Here is a 21,972-nt window from a genome sequence, read left to right on the forward strand (position 1 = left end):
CCATGTTCCTTTCCAACTTCGCTGTCAAGAAGCCGATCGCGACGATCGTGCTGATCCTCGGCATGATGTGCATGGGCCTGCTGGCCCTGTCGAAGCTGCGCGTCAACCAGAACCCGGACATCGATATCCCGGTGATCGTGGTGAACATTCCCTACCCTGGGGCGTCGCCCGAAACGAGCGAGCGCGAGATCGTCGACCGCCTGGAAAAGCAGCTGCAAAGCGTGCAGGGTGTGACCGAGGTCGAGTCCTATGCGAACGAAGGCAGCGCCACGCTGGTGTTGCAGTTCGACTTCGACCGCAACCTGATCGAGGCGTCCGACGACGTGCGCAACGCCATCTCGGCGGTGCGCTACAAGCTGCCGATCGAAATGCGCGAGCCGATCCTGCGCCGCGTCGACCCGTCCGCGCAGCCGATCATGAGCCTGGCGCTGTCGTCAAAAGCGCAGACCCATTCGGAACTGTCGCGCATGGCCGAGGACGAGCTGGCCGACCGCTTCCGCGCGATCGACGGCGTCGCCACGGTGAACGTCAACGGCGCGCTGCGGCGCGAACTGTCGGTGCTGCTGCGTGCCGAAAAGCTGCGTGAATACAATGTCTCGGTGAGCGAAGTGGCGAATGCCTTGCGCAACCAGAACACGAATGCCCCGGTAGGCAAGGTACGCGGCGAGATGGACGAGAAGGGCATCCGCCTGATCGGCCGCATCGAGCGTCCGGAAGACTTTTCACAGATCGTCGTCAAGCGCAGCGGCGAGACCATCGTGCGCCTGAACCAGGTCGCCGAGATCGCCGACGGCTTTGCCGACATCGACAGCGCCTCGCTCCACAGCGGCAACCCGAACGTCGGCATTTCGATCATCCGCTCGCGCGAGGCCTCGACCGTGTCGATCGCCAAAAAGGTGCGCGAAGAAGTGGCCGCGATCAACAAGGAGCTGGCGAAGGGCACCGAACTGACGATTACGCGCGACGGCGGCGCGGAAGCTCAAAGCAGCCTGAACAACGTGATCGAATCGCTGGTATTCGGCGCCGTGCTGACCGTGTTCGTGGTCTATGCCTTCCTCAATTCGTGGCGCTCGACCCTGATCACGGCGCTGTCGCTGCCGACCTCGGTACTGGCGGCCTTCATCGCGGTCTGGCTGTGCGGCTTCACGCTCAATTTCATGACCCTGCTCGGCCTGTCGCTGGCGATCGGCGTGCTGATCGACGACGCCATCGTGGTGCGCGAAAATATCGTGCGCCACATGGAAAACGGAGCAGACCGCCGTACCGCCGCGCTGGTCGGCACGTCCGAGATCGGGATGGCGGTCGCGTCGACGACCTTCTCGATCATGGCCGTGTTCATCCCGGTGGCCTTCATGCCGGGCGTGTCGGGCGAATGGTTCGGTCCCTTCGCGCTGACCGTGACCTGCTCGGTGCTGGTGTCGCTGTTCATTTCCTTTACGCTCGACCCGATGTTGTCTGCCTACTGGGGCGACCCTCCAGGCCATCACCACGCACCGAAAAAGGGTATCTCGAAGGTACTGGCCCGCTTCAATGACTGGTTCGACCATCAGGCTGGCCGCTACGGCAATGTGATTGCCTGGGCGCTGCACCACCGCCGCTGGATGGGCTTCATTGCGCTGGCCAGCTTCATCGGCGCCATCGCGCTGCAGTCGACCTTCGGCGGCACCGCCTTCTTGCCCAAGGGCGACGGCAACAAGATCATGATCGAGGTGCGCACCCCGGCATCGTCGAGCCTGCAGTATGCGCGCATCAAGATGGAGCAGGCTGCAACGATGGCGCGCTCGCTCGCCGAGACGCGTTCCACCGACAGCGTGGTGCGCCCGAATGGCGGGCAGGTGTATGTCGAGATCGGCAAGCGCAATACGCGCGATCGCAGCGCCGCCGACATCGCCACCGAACTGCGTACCAAGGTGGCCAGCCTGGTCGGGGCCGAATACACGGTACTCGACGACCTGAACGGCAACGGCAAGCCGGTACAGATCGAGTTCACCGGCGCCGATTCGCGCAAACTCATGGAGTTGACCTCGGCCTACATGGATAAACTGCGCCAGGTACCAGGTGCAGTCGACGTCACGCTGTCGCAGCAGGACCCGAAGAACGAGCTGCAGATCGAGCTCGACCGGGGTCTGGCGAATTCGATGGGCGTGTCCGTCGGCGACGCGGCGACCGCGCTGCGCGTGGCCTTTGCCGGCATCGAAGTGGGCGATTGGGTCGATCCAACCGGGGAGACGCGCGACGTCGCGGTGCGCCTGCATCCCGAGGACCGCGTCAACATCGAAAACATCGAGCGCCTGCCGATCGCGATCGCCGGGACCAACATGCTGGTGCCGCTCGAGCAGATTGCTCGCATCAGCATGGGCAAAGGCCCGTCGGAAATCAAGCACAAGGATGGCAAGCGCGTGATCACGGTCTCGGCCAACGCCCAGGGCCGCTCGAGCGGCGAAGTGACCGACGATGCGATGAAGCTGGCCAAGACCTTCGACTTCCCGCCGGGTTATGGCCTGGCGCTGGGCGGCGCCGGCAAGGACCAGGCCGACCTGTTCCGGGAAATGACGATTGCACTGTTTTCCGGCATCGGCCTGATGTACCTGATCCTGGTGATGCAGTTCGGTTCCTTCACGGCACCGCTGGGCGTGATGTTGTCGCTGCCGCTGTCGCTGATCGGCGTGGTGGTGGCGCTGCTCCTGACGGGCGGGACGCTGAACCTGATGAGCTTTATCGGCATCATCATGCTGATGGGTCTGGTGGCAAAGAACGCGATCCTCCTGCTGGACGCGGCGCGTGGCCTGGAAGCGGAAGGTTACGGGCGCGAAGACGCGCTGATGAAGGCCGGCCGCATGCGCCTGCGCCCGATCCTGATGACGACCTTCGCGTTGATCGCCGGCATGTTACCCGTCGCCCTGGCCCTTGGTCCGGACGGCAAGTTCTACCAGCCGCTGGCCGTCGCCATCATTGGCGGCACGATCACCTCGACCTTCCTGACGCTGCTGGTCGTGCCGACCTTCTACGACAGCATCGAGATCGCCCGTGACCGCATGGTGGCCAAGTTCGGTCGCCGCGCCGAGCGCTATCCCGCGCTGCTGGCCTTCCTGGTCACCTTCGTGGAAGCGATCCTGACGCTGACCTTCGTGCGTTTGGTATATCGCCTGATCGTGCGTGGTTTCCGTTTCGCGACCGGCCGCGCCCCTGTGAAGACGGTGCCGCTGGCCAAGGCGCCGGTGGCCAAGGTCAGCGAAGGGGTGTGATCAGGAAAACGATGTAAAAAAACCCGCGCAAGCGGGTTTTTTTCGTTCGTGGTCTTGCCGATTTAATGGATGCTGCCCGCGCCGCCGGCGCCTGGCTTGGTCGACGCCGGACCGGTGCCGCTGGTGTTGCCGGTGTGGCCAGTGGTCTGGGTGCCCGATGCCGGGGCGGCCTGCATCGGCGCGCCGGCGGGGTTGGGACCGCCGGTGGTGGCGCCGCTGCTGTCGACCGGCTTGACGCCGTCGAACCCGCTGGCGCCGCCCGAGGCGCCCAGGCTGTCTTTCTTCGTGCTTTCGCTGTCGCCCACGGTGCGTGGCGTATTGTTGGTGTTGTACTCGGTCGCGGACAGGCCCGCGTTGCCTGCGTTGCCGGTCGCGCCGCTGACGCCGGCGGCCGCACCGGCGCCCGAGCCTTCGGTCCTGCTGGTCACCTCGGCGGCGTCGCCGGCGCCGCCGACACCGGAATCCTTCTTGGTGCAGGCGCCGAGCATGGCGGCGAGGAGGGCGGCGGTCAGGACGATTTTCGGTGCTTTTTTCATTGTGTTCATGGTGGAACTCCTTATTCGATGACGTGCATTGTGGCATGGACCGCTGGAGGCCACTGTGCGCTGTTTGACAAAGCGAAACAACGAGCGGAAAGGAAGCTCCTCTGCAGGAGGCGGCGGATCGATCAGGGGGGGAGAACCTGCGGACGGCGGCGGGACGGACAAGCGCAAGGACGGGCAGATGGGGGATGGCAGGTCGAACGGGGCAGTGGGCGCAACGGGGCAACTAGCTGCGGCAAACGCCGGCGTGAAGCTGCCGGCCAGATGCAAGCGCGGAGCCCGCGTTGTGGGGCTCCGCGCTGTGCGCAGACAAAAGCCGATTAGCGGCCAGTGCCCGTGGTGCCGGTACCCGTGGTCCCGGTGCCGGCGCTGCCGGTGCCGGTCGAGTCGGTATTGCCGGTGGTGCCGCCAGGGCCGGTGGTGCCGGTGGTGCCCGACATGCCGCTGGTACCGGTGGTGCCCGTAGCGCCAGTGCCCGAAGCACCGGTGCCGCTCGATTCGCCCATGGTGCCGGTCGTGCCCATGGCGCCAGTACCGGCGGCGCCGGTGGTGCCGGTGGTGCCGGTGGTGCCGGTGGTGTCGCCGGTGGTGCCCATTGCGCCGGTGCCGGTGGTACCGGTGCCGGTCGCGCCTGCGCCGGTATCACCCGTGGTGCCGGTGGTGCCGGTGGTGCCGCTTGTGCCGGAAGTCGAGCTCGGCGAAGTGGCCGAGGTGTCGCCAGCGGTGCCCATGGTGCCAGCCGTATCGTCCTTCTTGCATGCGCCGAGCATGGTTGCCAGCAGGGCTGCGGTCAGCAGGATTTTTGGTGCTTTGGTCATTGCGTTCATTGTGTTCACTCCTCGTTCACGTCTATCTTGTGCCGTTCTCTCCAGGTGAGGCGGTGGAGAATAACAGCGCCATGTCGGTTTTCCTATGAACCTCTTGTCAGGAGCAAGGCCCCCTGTGTTCATTAGAAAAAACCCTTAGGGAACCGACGCAACACGCGGCCCCATTCAGTGCACGAATTCGACTGTGAAAATTAGACTGCCGTGATGTCCGTCAGTTCGTCAAATCGTGCACTTCTTGCTTTGTTCCGCGATGCTGATTGCGGAGTTTGATACCGGTCAAACGGCTTGCATTTCAACCAGTCCCCCGGCGTGTGCCGGATGGTCGTTACAGGAACGCGGTCTGTCCAGGCTCCTTTTGCTTGCCGGCTTCGCCGCCGGCAATGAATTCGAGTAGCGCCGGGATCTCGTTCGGGATCTCGCGCGCCAGATAGCCCAGTACGCCCATGCGCTCGGCCAGGCGTTCGCCGGCGCGCGCATGCAGTGCCACACCCCAGCAGGCGGCCTGTTCGAGCGTCGCGCCGCGCGCCGCCAGACCGGCGATGATGCCGGCCAGCGTGTCGCCCGAGCCGGAAATGGCCAGCCCGACATTGCCGCCCTCGTGCTGCCACATTGTTCCCTGGGGCGAGGCGATCACGGTGCGCGCGCCCTTCAGCGCGACGATGGCATTCCATGCCGCCGCCGAGGCGCGGGCGAGCGCATCGGGTCCGGCGACGATATCGGTTTTGTCGTTGCCGGTGAGGTGCGCCATTTCGCCGCAATGCGGCGTGAGGATGACCGGTTGCTGGAAACGGAAGGCTAGGCCCGGCGCGCCGCCCTTTGGCGCGTGCAGCAGCGTGCCCATCGCGCAGGCGTCGAGCACGACGGCCGTGTCGCTGCCGTGCAGGCGTTCGAGCAGTCCATGCACCAGTTCGGCGGCGGCCGCTTCGTCCTGCATGCCCGGTCCGATGAGCACGGCATTGACGCGGTCGGCCAGCGGGTCGAGGACGGCGATCGCGTCGGGCAGGAAGCCGCCGGCCTCGGTCTCGGCCAGGCCGATCACGCGCGCCTCGGGCATGGCCAGCGCGACCAGCTGTGCGACACTGGCACCGGTCGCGATCGTGAGCTTGCCGGCGCCCGCGCGCAGTGCGGCCGTGGCGGCAAGGATGACGGCGCCCGGCATTTCGCGCGAGCCGCCCAGCACCAGCACATGGCCGCGTGTTTCCTTGTCGCCTTCTGCCCCCGGCATGGGCAGCGGCCAGTCGCGCAGCAGTTGCGTGCTGACGTCGTGCACCGCAGGCGCGGCGTGGATGGCGTGAATGGGGTTCATGGCGGGCGGCGTCCTCAGGCTTTCGGTGCGCTCGGCACGTCTTTGCCGACCGTGACCGGGACGCCGGTGTCTTCCAGCGGGGCGACGAAATTGACGAGGCGAACCACCAGGCGACCGTGCTTGCCTTGAATCGAGTCGAAGGCATATGAGGTGACCGAGCAGTTCGGCACGTCGCCGGCGCGGTCGAAGGCCAGGATGGTTGCTTCGTCGAGGCGCTCGATCAGGTAGCGGAAGCAGTTGACGATCACCTGGTGGGCCACGATGACGACGCGTTCGTTGCGATAGTCGCGGCTGAGGGTATCGAGTACGCTGCGCAGGCGCAGGATGACGTCGGCCCAGCTCTCGCCGCCGGGCGGGCGGAAATAGAATTTGCCGACGTGCTGGCGCTGGGCGTACAGGTCGGGATATTTATGGGCGATGCCGTGCGTGGTGAGGCGGTCGAGGATGCCGAATTCCTTTTCGCGCAGGCGCTCGTCGGCATTGATGGCCAGCAGCGTATCGCGCTCCAGGCGACGGATCAGGATCTTCGCGGTTTCGGCCGCGCGCACATACGGCGAATGCAGGACGACGTTCGGGCGCTCGTTTTGCGGCAGGCTGGCGAACCAGGAAGCCAGGGCTTCGGACTGGCGGATGCCCAGTTCGGACAGGGGGACGTCGACATCGCGCTCGGCGATGTCGATCACGTGACCGGCTGCAGCCTCGGCGATGTCACGTGCAACATTTCCCGCGCTTTGACCGTGCCTGATGAGCCAGATTTCCTGTGGCCACTTTTGATCCATTACTTGCCCGTCGTTGATGTTGACATGACATCATCATAGACGGATTCGACAAGGGGTCCGCGCACGATTCCGTGCGCAAACTATTAACTTTTTTCGCAGGTCAGGCGGCTTGTTCTTCCCCGTCCAGATTGGTTTCCGCGTCGCTATTAAATACGCGCATATCGGTGCTGCCGAGTGCGCGCGCGGTCAGGGTCCCGGCCGTGATCGAGCCGCTCACGTTAAGCGCCGTACGGCCCATGTCGATCAGCGGTTCGATCGAGATCAGCAAACCGGCCAGCGCCACCGGCAGGTCGAGCGCGGAGAGCACGATCAGGGCGGCGAAGGTGGCGCCACCGCCGACCCCGGCCACGCCGATCGAGCCGAACACGACGATCGCCAGCAGCGGCAGCAGGAAGCTGGCCGTCCACGGGTCGATCCCGACCGTCGGGGCGATCATCACGGCCAGCATTGCCGGGTAGATGCCGGCGCAGCCATTCTGGCCGATGGTCGCGCCGAACGAGGCGGCGAAGTTGGCAATGCCTTCGGGCGTGCCCAGGCGCGTGGTCTGGGTCGCCACGCTCATCGGAATCGCGCCGGCGCTGGTGCGCGAGGTGAACGCGAAGGCCAGCACCGGGAAGATTTTCTTCAGGTAGCGCGCCGGGTTGAACCCGGCCAGGGTGACCAGCAGCAGGTGCACGCAGAACATGAGGATGATCGCGCTGTACGAGGCCAGCACGAAGCCGAGCAGGTTCAGGATGTCCTGCAGGCTCGAGCCCGCCACGACCTTGGCCATCAGAGCGAACACGCCGTAGGGCGTCAGGCGCAGCACCAGCGTCACCATGCGCATCACGATGGTGTGGGCGACGTGCACGAAATGGCTGAAGGAGGCGAACTCGTTCGGCTTCTTGAGCGCGATGCCGACCGCGGCGATGCCGACAAACACCGAGAAGAACACGACCGCGATGGTCGAGGTCTTGCGCGCGCCCGTCATGTCGAGGAAAGGGTTGGCAGGAATAAAGGAGAGCAGCATCGACGGCAGCGAGATGTCCTTGGCCGTCGCCAGCGAACCTTGCAGGTACTCCCCGCGCGCCACTTCCGCAGCCGAGGCTGTGAGGCCGACGGCTGTCAGGCCGAACAGCTTGGCCATCAGGATGCCGATCATCGCCGCCACCGCGGTGGTGGCGATCAGGATGCCGATCGTCAGCGCGCTGATCTTGCCCAGCGAGGCGGCGTCGCGCAATTTGAGGATGGCACCGATGATCGACACCATGATCAGGGGAATGACGATCATCTGCAGCAGCTTGACGTAGCCGGTCCCCAACACGTCGAGCCAGGCATTCGTGGCTGCGACGACGGGCGAGCCCGCGCCGTAGATCGCCTGCAGCGCCGCGCCCAGCAGCACGCCGAGCCCGAGGCCAGTGAAGACGCGTTTCGTGAACGAGGCGTGGCTGGCCTGCATGCGGTACAGAAGGGCGCACATGAGCAAGGCGACGGCCAGGTTCAGGATCAGGGGCAGGGTCATGGTAGGTTTTCTGTTGACAAAGGCATGGCGGAGTTCGTCCGCGCATTTTATAGAGAAAGCGCTTGCGCTGCATAAAAGCAATCTTGTCGATACGATTCGCTGGCTTGCCTCGGTGGCATCGTTTCGTTGTTGGGAGGCCACGAAGAGGAGGAAAACCGGATGGGAAGCGTGAATATTCGATAGTATTTCCTTGTGGACTCATAAATTTCAATAAATCAAGCACAAGGCCCGGCGCCTCCGATTCCATTTACCACCGCTTTGCGGACGAATCATGTTCAAGAACATCACCATCAAGACGCGTCTGATCTTTGTCATCGGCTTTCTCGGGATCGAACTCATTGCCGGTTTTGCCATCGGCATCCTGAACCTGGAGAAGTCCAACGACACCATGAAGAGCATGTACGACGACCGCCTGGTGGCGCTGTCGCAACTGGCCGACGTCGAGCGTGCCGTCATGCTGAACCAGATCCTGGTCGGGAAGGTGGTCCAGACCGGTGTCCCTGCCGAGCCCATCCTGGAGCAGGTAGCCGCGAACACGGCCGTGGCCGATAAAGCGTGGCAGGCCTATGCGGCGACCAAGATGGACGCTGACGAAAAGCGCCTGAGCGAGCAGTTCGCGGCCTCGCGCGCGCGCTTCCATGAGATGGCCATGAAGCCGATCATGGCGGCCCTGCGCGAAGGCGACACCGATCGCGCTGGCGCACGGATGAACGGGCCGATGCACAAGCTGGCCGTTCCGATGGGCAAGGAACTCGCCGGCCTGATCGCGATCCAGACCGATGTCGCCGCGAAGGACTTCAAGCGCTCGCAGGAGACCGTCGAGATCGTGCGCATCGTCTGCTTCATCGGTCTCGTGATCGGCCTGGCGTTTGCGGCGGTACTGGGCTGGCTGCTGGTGCGCGCCATCGTGCGTCCGCTGGAAGAGGCGATCCAGATCGCCGGCGCCGTAGCCCAGGGCGACCTGACCCAGCGCATTGACGTGCGTTCGAACGACGAGACCGGCCGCCTGATGGGCGCCCTGCGCGACATGAACGCTTCGCTGGTCGAGATCGTTTCCCGGGTGCGTGCCGGTACCGATACGATGGCCACCGCCTCGGGCGAGATCGCCGACGGCAACCTCGACCTGTCCTCGCGTACCGAACAGCAGGCCGCTTCGCTCGAGGAGACCGCATCCTCGATGGAAGAGCTGACCTCGACCGTGCGCCAGAATGCCGACAATGCGCGCCAGGCGAATGTGCTGGCAGGTTCGGCCTCGCAGATCGCCGGCAAGGGCGGCGCGGTGGTGGCCCAGGTGGTCGAGACGATGGGCGCCATCAATACTTCGGCCGGCAAGATCGTCGAGATCATCGCCGTCATCGACGGCATTGCCTTCCAGACCAACATCCTGGCGCTGAACGCGGCCGTGGAAGCGGCGCGTGCCGGCGAGCAGGGCCGCGGCTTTGCGGTCGTGGCGGGCGAAGTGCGCAACCTGGCCCAGCGCAGCGCAGCCGCCGCGAAGGAAATCAAGGGCCTGATCGACGATTCGGTCGGCAAGGTGCGGCACGGCACGGCGCTGGTCGACCAGGCCGGCGCGACGATGAAGGAGATCGTCGAGAGCGTCAGCCGCGTCACCGATATCATGGCCGAGATCAGCGCCGCCAGCCAGGAGCAGAACGCCGGCATCGAGCAGGTCAACGTGGCGATCGTCCAGATGGACCAGACCACGCAGCAGAACGCTGCCCTGGTCGAGCAGGCCTCGGCCGCGGCGCAGTCGCTGCAGCACGAAGCGGCGACGCTGGCGCGTACGGTGGGCGCCTTCCGTATCGCGGGCGCTGGCGCTGTACAGGCGGCAGCACCAGCGCCGGCGCCGAAAGCATCGGTACCGGCACCGAAGACGCCGCCACGCAAGCAGCTCGCCAAGCCCGCCGTCCAGACCGGTGCCGCTCAGCCGCGTGTTGCGGACAACAAGACTGCGGCCACGACAGCGAGCGACGGCTGGGAAGAGTTCTGAGCGCGTGTGAAAAAATCCTCCATGGCGGCGTTGCATTCGTCTCGCCGTACTAGCGTACTGTCTTCGACGATGCGCCTTGCCCTGGAGTTTTTTTCACACGCGCTACGGATGTGAAGGCGGCGTTCAGGCAAACGCCGCCCGGTTCTGCTCCACCAGTGCGGGCACGGCATCGGCCTCGAGCGGGCGGCTGAACAGGAAGCCCTGGTAATCGTCGCAAGCGAGCGTGCGCAGGATGGCCAGTTGCTCCTCGGTCTCGACGCCTTCGGCCACCACCGCCAGCTTCAGGTTGCGCGCCAGATTGACGATCGAGCGCACGATGGCGGCGCTGTCGTCGTCACGGCCGAGGTCGCGGATGAAGGCGCGGTCGATTTTCAGGCGCTGCACCGGGAAGCGTTTCAGGGCTGCCAGGCTCGAGTAACCGGTGCCGAAATCGTCGACCGAGAGTTCGACCCCGAGCGCGCGGATCGCGTGCATCAGGGCGTCGACTTCGCCCTCCTGGCGCATCAGGGCCGTTTCCGTGATTTCCAGTTCGAGGCAGCCGGGATCGATGCCGGTTTCGCGCAGGCAGCGCTCCACCATCGGAATCAGGTCCTTCTGGTCGAACTGGCGTGGCGACAGGTTCACCGATACATGCAGCTTTACCCCAATGGCATTCCAGCGCGCCATCTGGCGGCAGGTTTCCTCGAACACCCAGGCGCCGATCGGAACGATCAGCCCGGTGCGTTCGGCCAGCGGAATGAAGCGCACCGGCGATACTTCTCCCAGCTTGCCGTTGTTCCAGCGCAGCAGCGCTTCCAGGCCGACGATGCGTCCCGACCCGATCGCCACCTTCGGCTGGTACACCATGCGTAACTCGCCGCGCTCGAGCGCGCGCCGCAGTTGCGCCTCGACCGTGAGGCGCTCGTCGAGGTCGGTCTGCGCGCTCTCCGAAAAGAAATGGATCGTGTCGCCGCCGGCGAAGCGGTTGCGGGCGCTGTCGGCACGCCGGAACAGGTCGTCCGCACCCTGCCCATCTTCAGGGAAGATCGAGACCCCGACCATGGCATCGAGGAAAAACTCGCGGCCATTCACGATCAGCGCGTTCGAGAGCCGCCGGTGCAGCGCGATGGCGAATTCCTCCAGCTCGCCCCGTCCATGGTGGGCGTGTACGACCATGGCGAACTCGTTGTCCTTGATCCGCGCCACCCCGGCGGCGCGCGGCAGCTGCGACTGGAACAGGGCGCCGATGTCGCGCAGGGCCGCGTTGCCCGCTTCGTGGCCGAGCAGGTCGCTGATTTCGTGCAGGCGCGCCAGCGATACCACCAGGGTGCCGAGCTGCGTGCCCTTGGCGGCGGCATCGGCCAGCTCCGCGCCGAGCAGGTGGCGGAAGTGGTCATGGTTCGGCAGCCCGGTCAGCGCATCGAAATTGGCCAGGTAGGCCAAGTGCGCTTCGGCCCGTTCGCGCTCGGTGACGTCGGTCAGCAAACTGACGAGCTGAACCTGGCCAGACGCGTCCAGCAGCTGAGAGGTCTGCTGGATCACGGTGCGCGCGTCGCCGCTGCTGTCTTTTACAATGGCGAGTGTCTCTTCCGCATGGCCACTGCCGAGCACCAGGGCGTAACGCCGTTCGCGCTCGAAGGCGCTGCTGGGGTCGAGCAGCTGCGCTTCCGCGCGCCCGGCGATGCTTGGCGCGGGGCGTCCGACGAAGCGCGCGAAGGCGTCGTTGCACATCACCAGCCGGTGCGCACTGTCGTGCACCCAGATCGGGGTGCGCACCGCGTTCAGGATGGCCGCCAGGTAATCGGCGCTCCTGCCGGCACGCGCCTCGCTCGTCTCCAGACGGGCGATCAGTGCCCGCTGGCGCCTCGTATCGCGTGCCACACGCCAGCCCATGAACATGACGACCACGCAGACCAGGACCAGCAGCGACACGGCCGTCCACAGCCGGCCGTACCAGGACGCCAAGGCCACCGACTTGTTCATGCCGGTAATGATGACGAGCGGATAATCGCTGACGGCGTCATACCCGTACAGCCGCTCCTGGCCATCGATCGGGCTGGTGGTCTCGAAGGCGCCGCGTTCGCTGACCGGCAGGTGCGCCTGGAACAGCGGGGTCTGGTGGAAGGAGCGCCCGATCCCGGACGGGAAATTCGGGCCGCGCACGAGCATGGTCCCGTCGCGATGGAACAGGGTCACCGAACCGCCTTCGTCCAGTTCGACCAGGCTGTAGATGCGCTCGAAGCGCTCGGAATCGACCTGTGCCAGCAGCGAGCCGACGCGCCGTCCGGCGCTATCGTTCAGGGGACGCACGACATGGATGATGCCGCGCCCGGTATGCGGGTCCACAGCCTTGATGCTGATGTGCAGCGCCCCGTTGCGCAGCACCGCGCCCGCGGACGGCGCGGGCAGGCGTGGCGCCGGGCCGGCGCCGGCCGGCGTGCCGGCCGCCAGCAAGCGCCCGTCGAGGTCGAACACATACAGGCCCAGCAGGTACTCCTCGGCCGCGCCCCCTTCGTCGAAATAGTCGAGCCGTGCGGGCGCCGCGCCCTGGCCCGGCTTGTAGCTGCGCTCGACCTGGCGCAGCGCCTGGTCGACGGCCCGGGCGACGATTTCCGTCTGCGCGGCAAACGCAATCGCCAGATTGCGCAGCGTTGTCTTCTGCTGGCGCAGGGTATCCTGGTAACTTACGTTGAGCATTGCGGCGGTGCCGAGCACCAGTGCCAGGATCAGGAGCGCGGTCAGCGCACCGAGGCTGGCCAGCGAATAGGGGCCAAGCCGCAGTGGCGGCGTGGCGGGCAGGGAGGATGGACCGCGTGATGTCATGTCCGACGCATCGTTCAGCCTCATGGGCGGTAGAAACCAGGCTATGGCGTATGGTGAGGCAGCCGTGGCAGATGCGATGGCACGCTGGCCTCATCGCATCTGCTTAAGAACATTATGCAACAACACGCGCGTTTACGGTACGCCGGAACTGAACAGTGCAGACTGGGAAGATGACCGTAAAGAGCATCGGACCTCGTTCAAGACAGTTGCTAAGTTTCTCAAAGAATCTGTTTTTCACGTCCAAGGCCCAGTTCAGAGCTGACCAGTCGAACGAGCATCCGTAGATGCTCGCACCAGACCGTTCCGAAGCGACTCCAGAGCGCCTGAAAAGCAAAAAGCCCACGAACGTGAATTCGTGGGCTTTTTGGGTATTCGTGGTAGGCCGTGCGGGATTCGAACCTGCGACCAACGGATTAAAAGTCCGCTGCTCTACCAGCTGAGCTAACGACCCGAAGAAGCAAGATTATAGGGCGCTGGCGTCCTGCTGTCAAACCGCAGTCGAACATGCGGCGCCCGAATGTTTCTATGCGGCCTTACTTCAGGGCCGCCAGGCGGTCCTTGGCGGACTGCGCTGCCTGCGAATCCGGGAACTTCGAGACCAGGGTTTGCAGGGTCTTCTTCGCCTTGACCTTGTCCTTCAGCTCGGCGTAGCTGGTCGCGATGTTGAGCAGCGCGTCCGGCGCCTTGGCGCTGCTGGCGTAGGTGCTGGCCACGACTTCCTGGGCGGCGATGGCATTCTTGTAGTCGCGCTGGGCGTAGTAGGCGTTGCCGAGCCAGTACTGGGCGTTCGACGCGTAAGGCGATTCCGGGAAGCGCTTCACGAAGTCCTGCAGGGCGGCCGCTGCCCGCTTGTAGTCGCCGCTCTTGAAGACTTCCATCGCGCCGTCGTAGGCCTGCTTTTCGGATGGCAGCACTTGCGCCGTTTCGCCGTCGATGGTTTCGGCGCGCGGCTCGATCTTCTTGATGCGCGCGTCGAGGTCGGCGTACAGCGTGCGCTGGTTGTTTTGTGCCTTCGTGACTTCGTTGGCCAGCACTTCGATCTGGCCGCGCAGCTTGGCGATCTCGGCCAGGGTCTGCTCGTGCTGGTTCAGGATGTCGAGCGTTGCGGTCTTGTCCGATTTGGCGTCGAGACGGGTGGTCAGGTCGCGCGTGATGGCGTCGACTTTCGAACGCAGGTCGAGGATGGCGCGGCGCGCTTCATCGTCGTCCAGGATGCCGGCGGAGGCCTGCAGCGGCAACCAGGCGGCCAGGACCAGGCAGGCAAGACGGGACGGGGACCATTTACTCATGTCGTAGCTCTTTCTATCGGGTGTTGCGATGAAAAACGGGGCGGGTGCAGTCTGCACCGCACCCGCCCCGCTGTCAATTCGCCGAAACTTAAGGATTACTGATAGACGACGTCTGCGCGGCGGTTTTCAGCCCAGGCGGCTTCGCCCGAACCGGTTGCCTTCGGCTTTTCTTCGCCCAGCGACACGGCTTCCATCTGGCTCTCGGCCACGCCCAGGGTCGACATCGAGCGACGCACGGCTTCGGCGCGCTTCTGGCCCAGGGCCAGGTTGTACTCGCTGCCGCCGCGATCATCGGTGTTACCCTGGATCAGGACCTTGCGGCTCTTGTTCTGGTTCAGGTAGTTCGAGTGGTTCGAGACGACCGGCTTGCCATCTTCACGCACGACATAGCTGTCGAAGTCGAAGTAGACGCTGCGGTTGGCCAGCACGCCTTTCGGGTCATTCAGCGGATCGACGGTGGCGGTTTCCACAGGACGGATGTCGCGGGTGTCGCTGGCGACTGGTCCTTGTGGAGTACGCTCGACAACGGTCGGCTCGACGGCTGGCGTTGGCGTTTTGCAGGCTGCGAGCAGGGCTGCAGTGGCGATGATGAAGGACACACTCTTAACGTTGCGCATGGGTTTTTCTCCTGGTCTTGGTTAGTAATTGATGAGTAAGGAAGTTCTTTACTTCATGAAGGGACCCCAGCTGGGCTCCCGAATATTTCCCGCGTTGGTGGTCAAGCGCTGCTTGACCCGGCCATCGGTCGATACGACGGCCAGCGCGGCACGCCCGTTGCCTTTGGCTGCATACATGATGTATTTGCCGTTCGGCGAAAAACTGGGTTCGGTGGCGCCATCGGCCAGGCGCAGTTCCTGGCCGCTGGCCAGGTCCTTCGCGAACAGGGAATAGCCGCCGTCGCGCTGCGAAATCCAGGCCAGGGTCTTGCCGTCCGGAGAAACGCGCGGGCTGATGTTGTAGTTGCCGTTGAAGGTGACGCGGGTGGCGTTGCCGCCCGAGACGCTCATCTTGTAGATCTGCGGGCCGCCGCTGCGGTCGCTCGTGAAATACAGGCTCTGGCCGTCGGCCGAGAATTGCGGTTCGGTGTCGATGCCGTTGCTGTTCGATACGCGGCGCAGGCCGGAACCGTCGGCATTGACGACATACGCCTGGTAGCTGCCCGATTTCGACAGGGCGATCGCCAGCTTGCTGCCGTCGGGAGACCACGACGGCGCCGAGTTGCTGCCTTTTTCGTTGGCGATCACGCGGCGCTTACCGGTGACCAGGTCCTGCATGTAGATGACCGGCTTGCGGTCTTCGAACGACACATAGGCAACGCGTCCGCCGTCCGGCGACCAGGCGGGCGAGATGATCGGCTCCTTGCCGCGCACGGCAACGATCTCGTTCTCGCCGTCGGCGTCGGCCACGGCCAGCGCATAGCTGCGCCCGGCCCGGTTTTCCTTCACATACGCGATGCGGGTCGAGAAGATGCCGCGCGTGCCGGTCAGCTTTTCGTACACGTCGTCGGCGATGCGGTGCGCCTGCAGGCGCGTGTACTTCGGCTGCACTTCGCCGCCCAGCTGCGACAGCTGGCTGCCCTTGACGGTGTCGTAGAGTTTATAACGCACGGCGAAGCGGCCGTCCGGCTGCTTCTGCACGCTGCCGACCACCAGCGCATCGGCGCCCCTGGCCTTCCACGCGGCGGCATCGATGCTGGCGCTGTCGCTGATGACCTGGCCGGCGTTGATGACCTTGAACACGCCGCTGCGCTCGAGGTCGGCGCGCACGATGGCCGAGACCTGGTCGGGCGCGATCGATTCGTCGGCGAAGGCGGCGACGGCCACCGGAATCTGGTTACTGCCGACGCCGGCGATTTCCACCTGCAGTTGGGCATTGGCCGCCGACCCGATCATGAGGGTGGCGGAAAATAATAAATAATGAAGTTTTTTCATGCGTTCTTTTCTCGGCAAAGATTATTCAGTGCGATCAGTCCAGGTCTTTCATGGAGAAATTGACCACGATAGTGCGCTCCACCGTACCATCTTTTTTCTTTGGAAGCGGTGACGATTTGTTAATGCCGCGCTCCACTGCGTCGTCGAATTGCGGCACGCCGCTGCTCTTGCTCAGGCGAACCGACAGGATCTCGCCGGTCGGTAATTGCTCGACTTTGAACACGGCCTTTGGATTGCCCGGCACGTCGAGACTGCCGGCGAACGTCGTGTTGCTCTTGATGAGCGCCGTGATTTTACCCACGTAACCGGCGTCGATCTTCGGTGCGCTCGACTTCTGCGCCTCGCCACCGCTGCCGGCCGCGCCCATCATGCGTTTAAGTTCGTCGGCGCGCTGCTTGTCGAGCCTGGCCTGGTCGGCCGCTTCCGCCTTGGCCTTCGCGGTCTTTTCGGCGGCGAGTTTTTTCTTTTCGGCGTCGGCAGCGAGCTTCTTTTCGGCTTCTTTCTTGTCGTGTTCTTTTTTCTCGGCCGCTTTTTTATCGGCGAGTTTTTGGTCAGCCGCTTTCTTGTCAGCCAGTTCCTTGGCCTTCAGTTCTTCGCGTTCCTTTGTCTCGGCCAGCTCGCGCTCACGTTCCTTCTTTTCCAGCACATCGCGTTCGCGCTGCTTCTTCTGCTCGGCCAGTTTTTTCTCGCGCTCGAGATTGATGTCCGGTGCGGCCGGCTTCACCGGTTCCGGCTCGGCCACTTTTGGCCGCGGCGGCGGTGGTGGCGGTGCGGGCTTCGGTGTCGGCTCGGGTGCGCTTACTTCCATGGGCGGCGGGGGCAATGCCGGCGCGGCGGCCGACTCGACCTTCATGTCCCAGACTTCGGCCTCGACCGCGGGCGGCTCGGCTTTCTGCCAGCTGATGCCAACCCACAGGAAAGCCAGCAGCAGGGCGTGCACCGCCAGCGCCAGCACGATGGCGGGCACTTTGTTCGGTTCCGGCGGCAGGGTGTAGGGGGCGCCGTGGGTGGCTGGCTTCATTGGCGACATTGCTTACTGGGTTGCGAGACCGACGCGGGTAATCCCCAGCTTCTTCGATGCGGAAATCAGTTCGATCACGTCGGCATACTTGCTTTCGCGGTCGCCGGAGATCATCACCGGGTAATCCGGGTTGCTCTCATGTAGTTCGCGCAGGCGTTCGAGCAAGGCGGCGCGGTCGGGCATTGATTCGGCGGCGACCGTTTCCTTGCCACTGACGCCGATCGACAGCGTGGCGTCCGGTTTTACCGTGACGTGGATATAGGTGTCCGGCGGCAGGGCCGATTTCTCGGCGCTCGGCAGGTTGACCACGTTCGGCGTCACATTGGCCGGCACCGCCATGAAGATGATGAGCAGTACCAGCATCACGTCGATGTAGGGCACGACGTTGATTTCGGCTTTCAGTTTGCTGCGGCGACCGCCGCGCATGCTGCTGGAAAATGCCATGATGGATCCTCTCGAATCAGCGCGACTGGCGCTGCAGGATGTTCGAGAATTCCTCGACGAAGCTCTCGAAACGGGTCGCGAGGCGGTCGATGTCGTGCGTGAAGCGGTTGTAGGCAACGACCGCCGGAATCGCCGCGAACAGGCCGATCGCGGTGGCGATCAGCGCTTCGGCGATGCCGGGCGCGACGACGGCAAGGGTGGCTTGCTGCACGCTGGCCAGGCCGCGGAAGGCGTTCATGATGCCCCACACGGTACCGAGCAGGCCGATGTAGGGCGACACGGAACCGACGGAGGCCAGGAAGTTCAGGTGCAGGTCCAGGCCGTCGAGTTCGCGCTGGAAACCGGCGCGCATGGCGCGGCGCGAACCGTCGAGCACGGCGCCCATGTCGAGCGCGTCGCGCGAGGCCTGCTTGCCCTTGATGAATTCACCCATGCCTGCTTCGAAGATGCGTGCCAGCGGACCGCTCTGGTCGCGCTGCGCGCTGGCGCTCTGGTGCAGGGTATGCAGGTTGCCGCCGGCCCAGAAGCTGCGCTCGAACTGCTCGGTCTGGCGGCGGGCGGCGCGGATGGCGAACAGTTTGCGGAAGATGTAGAACCAGCTGACCACGGACAGCACCAACAAAAGCAGCATGATGAGCTGCACGATCAGGTGCGCGTTGCTGATGAGGGCTAGGAAGGAAAGGTCGTGGGTTGGTGTCATCGGGTATGCAGTAGTGTTGAATGGATCAGGCGGTCCGCATTTTATCAGCCACGTCGACGGGTAGGGCGCGCGGGCGTACGGTGGCGATATCGACGCAGCCGACTTTGACGATTGCCTCGACCAGCAGGAGGTCGCCTTTGTACGCTTTCTGGGCGAACTGGATCGACGCGCGCCCCAGCTTTTCGATGGTCAGCGTCAGGGTGATTTCATCGTCGAGCCTGGATGGCGCATGATAATCGATGCTGGCGCTTTTCACGACGAAGGCAGCGCCTTCACGGTCGATCAGGCCTTGCTGGTCGACGCCGGCGGCGCGCAGCCATTCGGTACGCGCGCGCTCGAAAAACTTCAGGTAGTTCGCGTAGAACACGATACCGCCCGCATCCGTATCTTCGTAGTAGACCCGGACTGTCCAGGTGAAAAGCGAAGGCATCTGTTCTGCCATAAATAATAAAAGGAGCCATTTTACGCGATTCGCGTCTATGTGCGATAGCGAACACACGGGCCGCGGCAGTGCGGCCAGTGGATGTGCCTGAAAACGTGTCAGGCGCGGCGTAGTAGACCGAGATGGCGTTGTCAGGACAATGACTGTAACACTTTCTCACAATTATCGAACCGGAGACGCCTGCCCGCCCCATGGGCATCTTGCAAACGCCGAGTATTACACGCGCTTGATGGTAAACGGAGAAAACCCCTGGCAGGTCGGCATCATCTCGATGCTGTTGACATTGATATGCGCCGGCAGCGTCGCGATCCAGTACGCCGTCTCGGCGATATCCTTGGGGCTCAAGGGCGTCGTACCTTCATACACCTTCGCCGCCGCTTCGTCATTGCCCTTGAAACGCACGTTCGAAAACTCGGTCCCGCCGCACAGGCCCGGCGCCAGGTTGGTCGCGCGCACGCCGGTGCCGACGAGATCCGCGCGCAGGTTCAGGGTGAACTGTTCCACAAACGCCTTGGTCGCGCCGTACACATTGCCCCCGGGGTAGGGGTAGTGACCGGCGACCGAACCGAGGTTGATCACCAGCCCGCTGCCACGCTCGACCATCGCCGGCAGCAGGGCGCGCGTCATCGTCACCAGGCCCTTGCAATTGGTGGCGATCATGGTTTCCCAGTCTTCCAGCGGCGCCTCGTGGGCCGGCGCGGTGCCGAGCGCAAGGCCGGCGTTGTTGATGAGCACATCGATCTGGCGCCAGGATTGCGGCAGCATGGCCAGCGCTTCCTCGATCGAGGCCTTGCTGGTGACATCCATCTCGACCGGCAGCGCCGATTCGCCCAATTCCGCCGCCAGCGCGTCGAGGCGATCCATGCGGCGCGCCGCCATCACGACCTGGTGGCCATTGCGAACGAAGGTGCGCGCCATTTCGGCGCCGAATCCGGCGGACGCGCCGGTGATGAAAACGATCATGATGGAATTCCTCGGGTTGCAGTGGCGTCCCCCGATTGTAGCCGAAATGACCATCTTGTCCGGGCCATTGCCATCGTTGCCAGGCTGGCAGTGCATTCCTTGCCCTAAGCGGGCAGTTCACATACAATCCTCAGTCCATTTATGTCTCACGTGACTGGCGAAATCCACAACGTCTTCCTGGCGTTGCGGCAAGGTGGGCACCCACCGGGGAGCGTGAGATTTCACCCGCCGTTCGCCTGGGCAACCGACAATGGGTTCGCGCGCATCTTGATTGCAGCGCGCCTGTCGTTTGCCGGCCTCATGCCGATCCAACACCGCCGTTGTCCGGTTCTCTTATCGATTGGAGTTTTGTTCATGTTTGCAAAAGATCACACGCTGGCCAAGGTTGACCCGGAACTGTGGGACGCCATCCAGAAGGAAAACACCCGTCAGCAAGATCACATCGAGCTGATCGCTTCCGAGAACTACACCTCGCCGGCCGTGATGGAAGCGCAGGGCTCCCAGCTCACGAATAAATATGCCGAAGGCTATCCGGGCAAGCGCTATTACGGCGGCTGCGAATACGTCGACGTCGCCGAGCAGCTGGCGATCGACCGCGTCAAGGAACTGTTCGGCGCGGAAAGCGCAAACGTCCAGCCGAACTCCGGTTCGCAGGCGAACCAGGGCGTGTTCTTCGCCATGCTCAAGCCTGGCGACACCATCATGGGCATGTCGCTGGCCGAAGGCGGCCACCTGACCCACGGCATGGCACTGAACATGTCCGGTAAATGGTTCAACGTCGTGTCGTACGGCCTGACCCCGGAAGAAGACATCGACTACGACGCCATGGAAGCTTTGGCCCGCGAACACAAGCCGAAGATGATCATCGCCGGCGCCTCGGCGTTTGCCCTGCGCATCGACTTCGAGCGCTTTGCGAAAATCGCCAAGGAAGTCGGAGCCTATTTCATGGTCGACATGGCCCACTACGCCGGCCTGATCGCCGCGGGCGAATACCCGAACCCGGTGCCGCACGCCGACTTCGTCACCTCGACCACGCACAAGTCGCTGCGCGGCCCGCGCGGCGGCATCATCCTGATGAAGGCCGAGTTCGAAAAGCAGATCAATTCGGCGATCTTCCCCGGCATCCAGGGCGGTCCGCTGATGCATGTCATCGCCGGCAAGGCGGTGGCCTTCAAGGAAGCGTTGACGCCCGAATTCAAGACCTACCAGCAGCAAGTCGTGAAGAACGCCAAGGCCCTGGCCGAAGCGCTGATCGCACGCGGCCTGCGCATCGTGTCGGGCCGTACCGAGTCGCACGTGATGCTGGTCGACCTGCGCGCCAAGGGCCTGACCGGCAAGGAAGCGGAAGCCATCCTCGGCCAGGCGCACATGACCTGCAATAAAAACGGCATCCCGAACGACCCGCAAAAGCCGTTCGTGACCTCGGGCATTCGCCTGGGCAGCCCGGCCTTCACGACGCGCGGCTTCAAGGAAGAAGATGCGACGAAAGTCGGCCACCTGATCGCCGACGTGCTCGACAACCCGCACGACGCTGCGACGATCGAGCGTGTGAAGGCGCAAGTGAAGCTGCTGACCGACAAGTATCCGGTGTACGCGGCCTAATCGTCATCGAGCTTCAAACGTAGTAGAGTCCAGGAACGGCGTCCGCCCGGATGCCCTTCCTGCGCATCACCATCGAGCGCCCCATGAAATGTCCGTTCTGCCAGCATGAAGACACCCAGGTCCTCGATACGCGCGTATCCGAGGAGGGCGACGCCATCCGGCGCCGGCGCCGCTGCGTGCAATGCGACAAGCGCTTCACCACCTACGAACGCATCGAACTGTCGATGCCGATCATCGTCAAGAAGAACGGCAGCCGCACCGAATTCGCCAGCCATAAACTGCGCGGCAGCCTGATGCTGGCGCTGCGCAAGCGCCCGGTGTCGGCCGAGGCCATCGACGCCGCCGTCGCCTCGATCGAGGAAAAGCTGCTGATCAGCGGGCGGCGTGAAGTCGATACCGGCCATGTCGGCGAACTCGTGATGCAGGAACTCAAGCGTCTCGATGAGATCGCCTATATCCGCTTTGCCTCCGTCTATAAAGACTTCAAGGACCTCGCCGAGTTCCAGCAGGCCTTGGTGGAAGTCGGCCACTCGCGCAAGTAAATCAAGCCTTTTCAGGCAGCCCGCGCACGGTTGACCCAGCGCAGGG

Annotated in this window: 19 protein-coding genes, 1 tRNA gene and 1 riboswitch; of the genes, 5 read left to right on the plus strand and 15 right to left on the minus strand. The window is 64.0% G+C overall.

Annotation, left to right across the window (positions count from 1 at the left end):
• Positions 1-2 precede the first annotated feature (2 nt).
• Positions 3-3,245 carry an efflux RND transporter permease subunit gene (locus ACHAC9_RS12700; protein WP_435760365.1) on the plus strand — a complete coding sequence of 1,081 codons (3,243 nt, stop codon included), beginning with the start codon at positions 3-5 and terminating at the stop codon, positions 3,243-3,245.
• Between the two features lie 62 nt (positions 3,246-3,307).
• Here the strand turns inward: ACHAC9_RS12700 and ACHAC9_RS12705 are convergent, their stop codons facing one another.
• The 5 genes from ACHAC9_RS12705 to ACHAC9_RS12725 form a co-directional block, all read right to left on the minus strand.
• Positions 3,308-3,790, minus strand: coding sequence for a hypothetical protein (locus ACHAC9_RS12705; protein WP_435760366.1), 483 nt, complete (start codon positions 3,788-3,790; stop codon positions 3,308-3,310).
• Positions 3,791-4,107: 317 nt separating this feature from the next.
• A complete protein-coding gene (locus tag ACHAC9_RS12710; RefSeq protein ID WP_435760367.1) occupies positions 4,108-4,614 on the minus strand; it encodes a hypothetical protein in 507 nt (168 codons plus the stop codon).
• A gap of 325 nt (positions 4,615-4,939) precedes the next feature.
• A complete protein-coding gene (locus ACHAC9_RS12715) occupies positions 4,940-5,920 on the minus strand; it encodes an NAD(P)H-hydrate dehydratase (protein WP_435760368.1) in 981 nt (326 codons plus the stop codon).
• A gap of 14 nt (positions 5,921-5,934) precedes the next feature.
• Complete coding sequence (locus tag ACHAC9_RS12720; protein ID WP_435760369.1) at positions 5,935-6,699, minus strand: histidine phosphatase family protein; 765 nt, start codon at positions 6,697-6,699, stop codon at positions 5,935-5,937.
• 100 nt (positions 6,700-6,799) lie between these two features.
• Positions 6,800-8,200: an L-cystine transporter gene (locus tag ACHAC9_RS12725; RefSeq protein ID WP_435760370.1), complete on the minus strand. Its 1,401-nt coding sequence runs from the start codon at positions 8,198-8,200 to the stop codon at positions 6,800-6,802.
• Between the two features lie 271 nt (positions 8,201-8,471).
• Here ACHAC9_RS12725 and ACHAC9_RS12730 point away from each other — a divergent pair, with 271 nt between their 5' ends.
• Positions 8,472-10,190, plus strand: coding sequence for a methyl-accepting chemotaxis protein (locus ACHAC9_RS12730; RefSeq protein ID WP_435760371.1), 1,719 nt, complete (start codon positions 8,472-8,474; stop codon positions 10,188-10,190).
• 123 nt (positions 10,191-10,313) lie between these two features.
• Here ACHAC9_RS12730 and ACHAC9_RS12735 read toward each other — a convergent pair whose 3' ends face one another.
• Positions 10,314-12,992: a bifunctional diguanylate cyclase/phosphodiesterase gene (locus ACHAC9_RS12735; protein WP_435760372.1), complete on the minus strand. Its 2,679-nt coding sequence runs from the start codon at positions 12,990-12,992 to the stop codon at positions 10,314-10,316.
• Between ACHAC9_RS12735 and ACHAC9_RS12740 the strand changes: the two genes are divergently transcribed.
• Positions 12,991-13,254 carry a hypothetical protein gene (locus tag ACHAC9_RS12740; RefSeq protein ID WP_435760373.1) on the plus strand — a complete coding sequence of 88 codons (264 nt, stop codon included), beginning with the start codon at positions 12,991-12,993 and terminating at the stop codon, positions 13,252-13,254. The two genes, ACHAC9_RS12735 and ACHAC9_RS12740, sit on opposite strands and share 2 nt — an antisense overlap.
• A 113-nt stretch (positions 13,255-13,367) precedes the next feature.
• Here ACHAC9_RS12740 and ACHAC9_RS12745 read toward each other — a convergent pair.
• The 9 genes from ACHAC9_RS12745 to ACHAC9_RS12785 form a co-directional block, all read right to left on the minus strand.
• A tRNA-Lys gene (locus tag ACHAC9_RS12745) sits at positions 13,368-13,443 on the minus strand.
• Between the two features lie 82 nt (positions 13,444-13,525).
• Entirely contained in the window at positions 13,526-14,281 is a 756-nt protein-coding gene (gene ybgF, locus ACHAC9_RS12750) for a tol-pal system protein YbgF (RefSeq protein WP_435760374.1), read from the minus strand.
• A gap of 95 nt (positions 14,282-14,376) precedes the next feature.
• The gene (gene pal, locus ACHAC9_RS12755) at positions 14,377-14,898 is read right to left on the minus strand and encodes a peptidoglycan-associated lipoprotein Pal (RefSeq protein ID WP_435760375.1); all 522 of its coding nucleotides are present in this window, start codon (positions 14,896-14,898) and stop codon (positions 14,377-14,379) included.
• Between the two features lie 48 nt (positions 14,899-14,946).
• The gene (gene tolB, locus ACHAC9_RS12760) at positions 14,947-16,212 is read right to left on the minus strand and encodes a Tol-Pal system beta propeller repeat protein TolB (protein ID WP_435760376.1); all 1,266 of its coding nucleotides are present in this window, start codon (positions 16,210-16,212) and stop codon (positions 14,947-14,949) included.
• Positions 16,213-16,246: 34 nt separating this feature from the next.
• Positions 16,247-17,233: a cell envelope integrity protein TolA gene (gene tolA, locus ACHAC9_RS12765; protein ID WP_435760377.1), complete on the minus strand. Its 987-nt coding sequence runs from the start codon at positions 17,231-17,233 to the stop codon at positions 16,247-16,249.
• A gap of 12 nt (positions 17,234-17,245) precedes the next feature.
• A complete protein-coding gene (locus ACHAC9_RS12770; RefSeq protein WP_435760378.1) occupies positions 17,246-17,677 on the minus strand; it encodes a biopolymer transporter ExbD in 432 nt (143 codons plus the stop codon).
• 16 nt (positions 17,678-17,693) lie between these two features.
• Complete coding sequence (gene tolQ, locus ACHAC9_RS12775) at positions 17,694-18,377, minus strand: protein TolQ (protein WP_435760379.1); 684 nt, start codon at positions 18,375-18,377, stop codon at positions 17,694-17,696.
• 25 nt (positions 18,378-18,402) lie between these two features.
• Positions 18,403-18,807 carry a tol-pal system-associated acyl-CoA thioesterase gene (gene ybgC, locus ACHAC9_RS12780; protein ID WP_435760380.1) on the minus strand — a complete coding sequence of 135 codons (405 nt, stop codon included), beginning with the start codon at positions 18,805-18,807 and terminating at the stop codon, positions 18,403-18,405.
• A 228-nt stretch (positions 18,808-19,035) separates the two neighbouring features.
• Positions 19,036-19,782, minus strand: a complete 747-nt coding sequence (locus tag ACHAC9_RS12785; RefSeq protein WP_435760381.1) for an SDR family oxidoreductase — start codon at positions 19,780-19,782, stop codon at positions 19,036-19,038.
• Between the two features lie 140 nt (positions 19,783-19,922).
• Positions 19,923-20,031: riboswitch (ZMP/ZTP riboswitch) on the plus strand.
• A 105-nt stretch (positions 20,032-20,136) separates the two neighbouring features.
• Between ACHAC9_RS12785 and glyA the strand changes: the two genes are divergently transcribed.
• The gene (gene glyA, locus ACHAC9_RS12790) at positions 20,137-21,384 is read left to right on the plus strand and encodes a serine hydroxymethyltransferase (RefSeq protein WP_435760382.1); all 1,248 of its coding nucleotides are present in this window, start codon (positions 20,137-20,139) and stop codon (positions 21,382-21,384) included.
• An 83-nt stretch (positions 21,385-21,467) separates the two neighbouring features.
• Positions 21,468-21,926, plus strand: coding sequence for a transcriptional regulator NrdR (gene nrdR, locus ACHAC9_RS12795; RefSeq protein ID WP_435760383.1), 459 nt, complete (start codon positions 21,468-21,470; stop codon positions 21,924-21,926).
• The last annotated feature ends 46 nt before the right edge of the window (positions 21,927-21,972 follow it).

Origin of the sequence: Massilia sp. CMS3.1, assembly GCF_051262535.1 — a bacterium.
Taxonomy (GTDB): domain Bacteria; phylum Pseudomonadota; class Gammaproteobacteria; order Burkholderiales; family Burkholderiaceae_D; genus Telluria.

Excerpts from the sequence above, each read along its gene's own strand:
- ACHAC9_RS12700 (WP_435760365.1), top strand. The coding sequence starts at position 3 with ATGTTCCTTTCCAACTTCGCTGTCAAGAAGCCGATCGCGACGATCGTG.
- ACHAC9_RS12705 (WP_435760366.1), bottom strand. The coding sequence starts at position 3,790 with ATGAACACAATGAAAAAAGCACCGAAAATCGTCCTGACCGCCGCCCTC.
- ACHAC9_RS12710 (WP_435760367.1), bottom strand. The coding sequence starts at position 4,614 with ATGAACGCAATGACCAAAGCACCAAAAATCCTGCTGACCGCAGCCCTG.
- ACHAC9_RS12715 (WP_435760368.1), bottom strand. The coding sequence starts at position 5,920 with ATGAACCCCATTCACGCCATCCACGCCGCGCCTGCGGTGCACGACGTC.
- ACHAC9_RS12720 (WP_435760369.1), bottom strand. The coding sequence starts at position 6,699 with ATGGATCAAAAGTGGCCACAGGAAATCTGGCTCATCAGGCACGGTCAA.
- ACHAC9_RS12725 (WP_435760370.1), bottom strand. The coding sequence starts at position 8,200 with ATGACCCTGCCCCTGATCCTGAACCTGGCCGTCGCCTTGCTCATGTGC.
- ACHAC9_RS12730 (WP_435760371.1), top strand. The coding sequence starts at position 8,472 with ATGTTCAAGAACATCACCATCAAGACGCGTCTGATCTTTGTCATCGGC.
- ACHAC9_RS12740 (WP_435760373.1), top strand. The coding sequence starts at position 12,991 with ATGTCCGACGCATCGTTCAGCCTCATGGGCGGTAGAAACCAGGCTATG.
- ACHAC9_RS12735 (WP_435760372.1), bottom strand. The coding sequence starts at position 12,992 with ATGACATCACGCGGTCCATCCTCCCTGCCCGCCACGCCGCCACTGCGG.
- ybgF (WP_435760374.1), bottom strand. The coding sequence starts at position 14,281 with ATGAGTAAATGGTCCCCGTCCCGTCTTGCCTGCCTGGTCCTGGCCGCC.
- pal (WP_435760375.1), bottom strand. The coding sequence starts at position 14,898 with ATGCGCAACGTTAAGAGTGTGTCCTTCATCATCGCCACTGCAGCCCTG.
- tolB (WP_435760376.1), bottom strand. The coding sequence starts at position 16,212 with ATGAAAAAACTTCATTATTTATTATTTTCCGCCACCCTCATGATCGGG.
- tolA (WP_435760377.1), bottom strand. The coding sequence starts at position 17,233 with ATGAAGCCAGCCACCCACGGCGCCCCCTACACCCTGCCGCCGGAACCG.
- ACHAC9_RS12770 (WP_435760378.1), bottom strand. The coding sequence starts at position 17,677 with ATGGCATTTTCCAGCAGCATGCGCGGCGGTCGCCGCAGCAAACTGAAA.
- tolQ (WP_435760379.1), bottom strand. The coding sequence starts at position 18,377 with ATGACACCAACCCACGACCTTTCCTTCCTAGCCCTCATCAGCAACGCG.
- ybgC (WP_435760380.1), bottom strand. The coding sequence starts at position 18,807 with ATGCCTTCGCTTTTCACCTGGACAGTCCGGGTCTACTACGAAGATACG.
- ACHAC9_RS12785 (WP_435760381.1), bottom strand. The coding sequence starts at position 19,782 with ATGATCGTTTTCATCACCGGCGCGTCCGCCGGATTCGGCGCCGAAATG.
- glyA (WP_435760382.1), top strand. The coding sequence starts at position 20,137 with ATGTTTGCAAAAGATCACACGCTGGCCAAGGTTGACCCGGAACTGTGG.
- nrdR (WP_435760383.1), top strand. The coding sequence starts at position 21,468 with ATGAAATGTCCGTTCTGCCAGCATGAAGACACCCAGGTCCTCGATACG.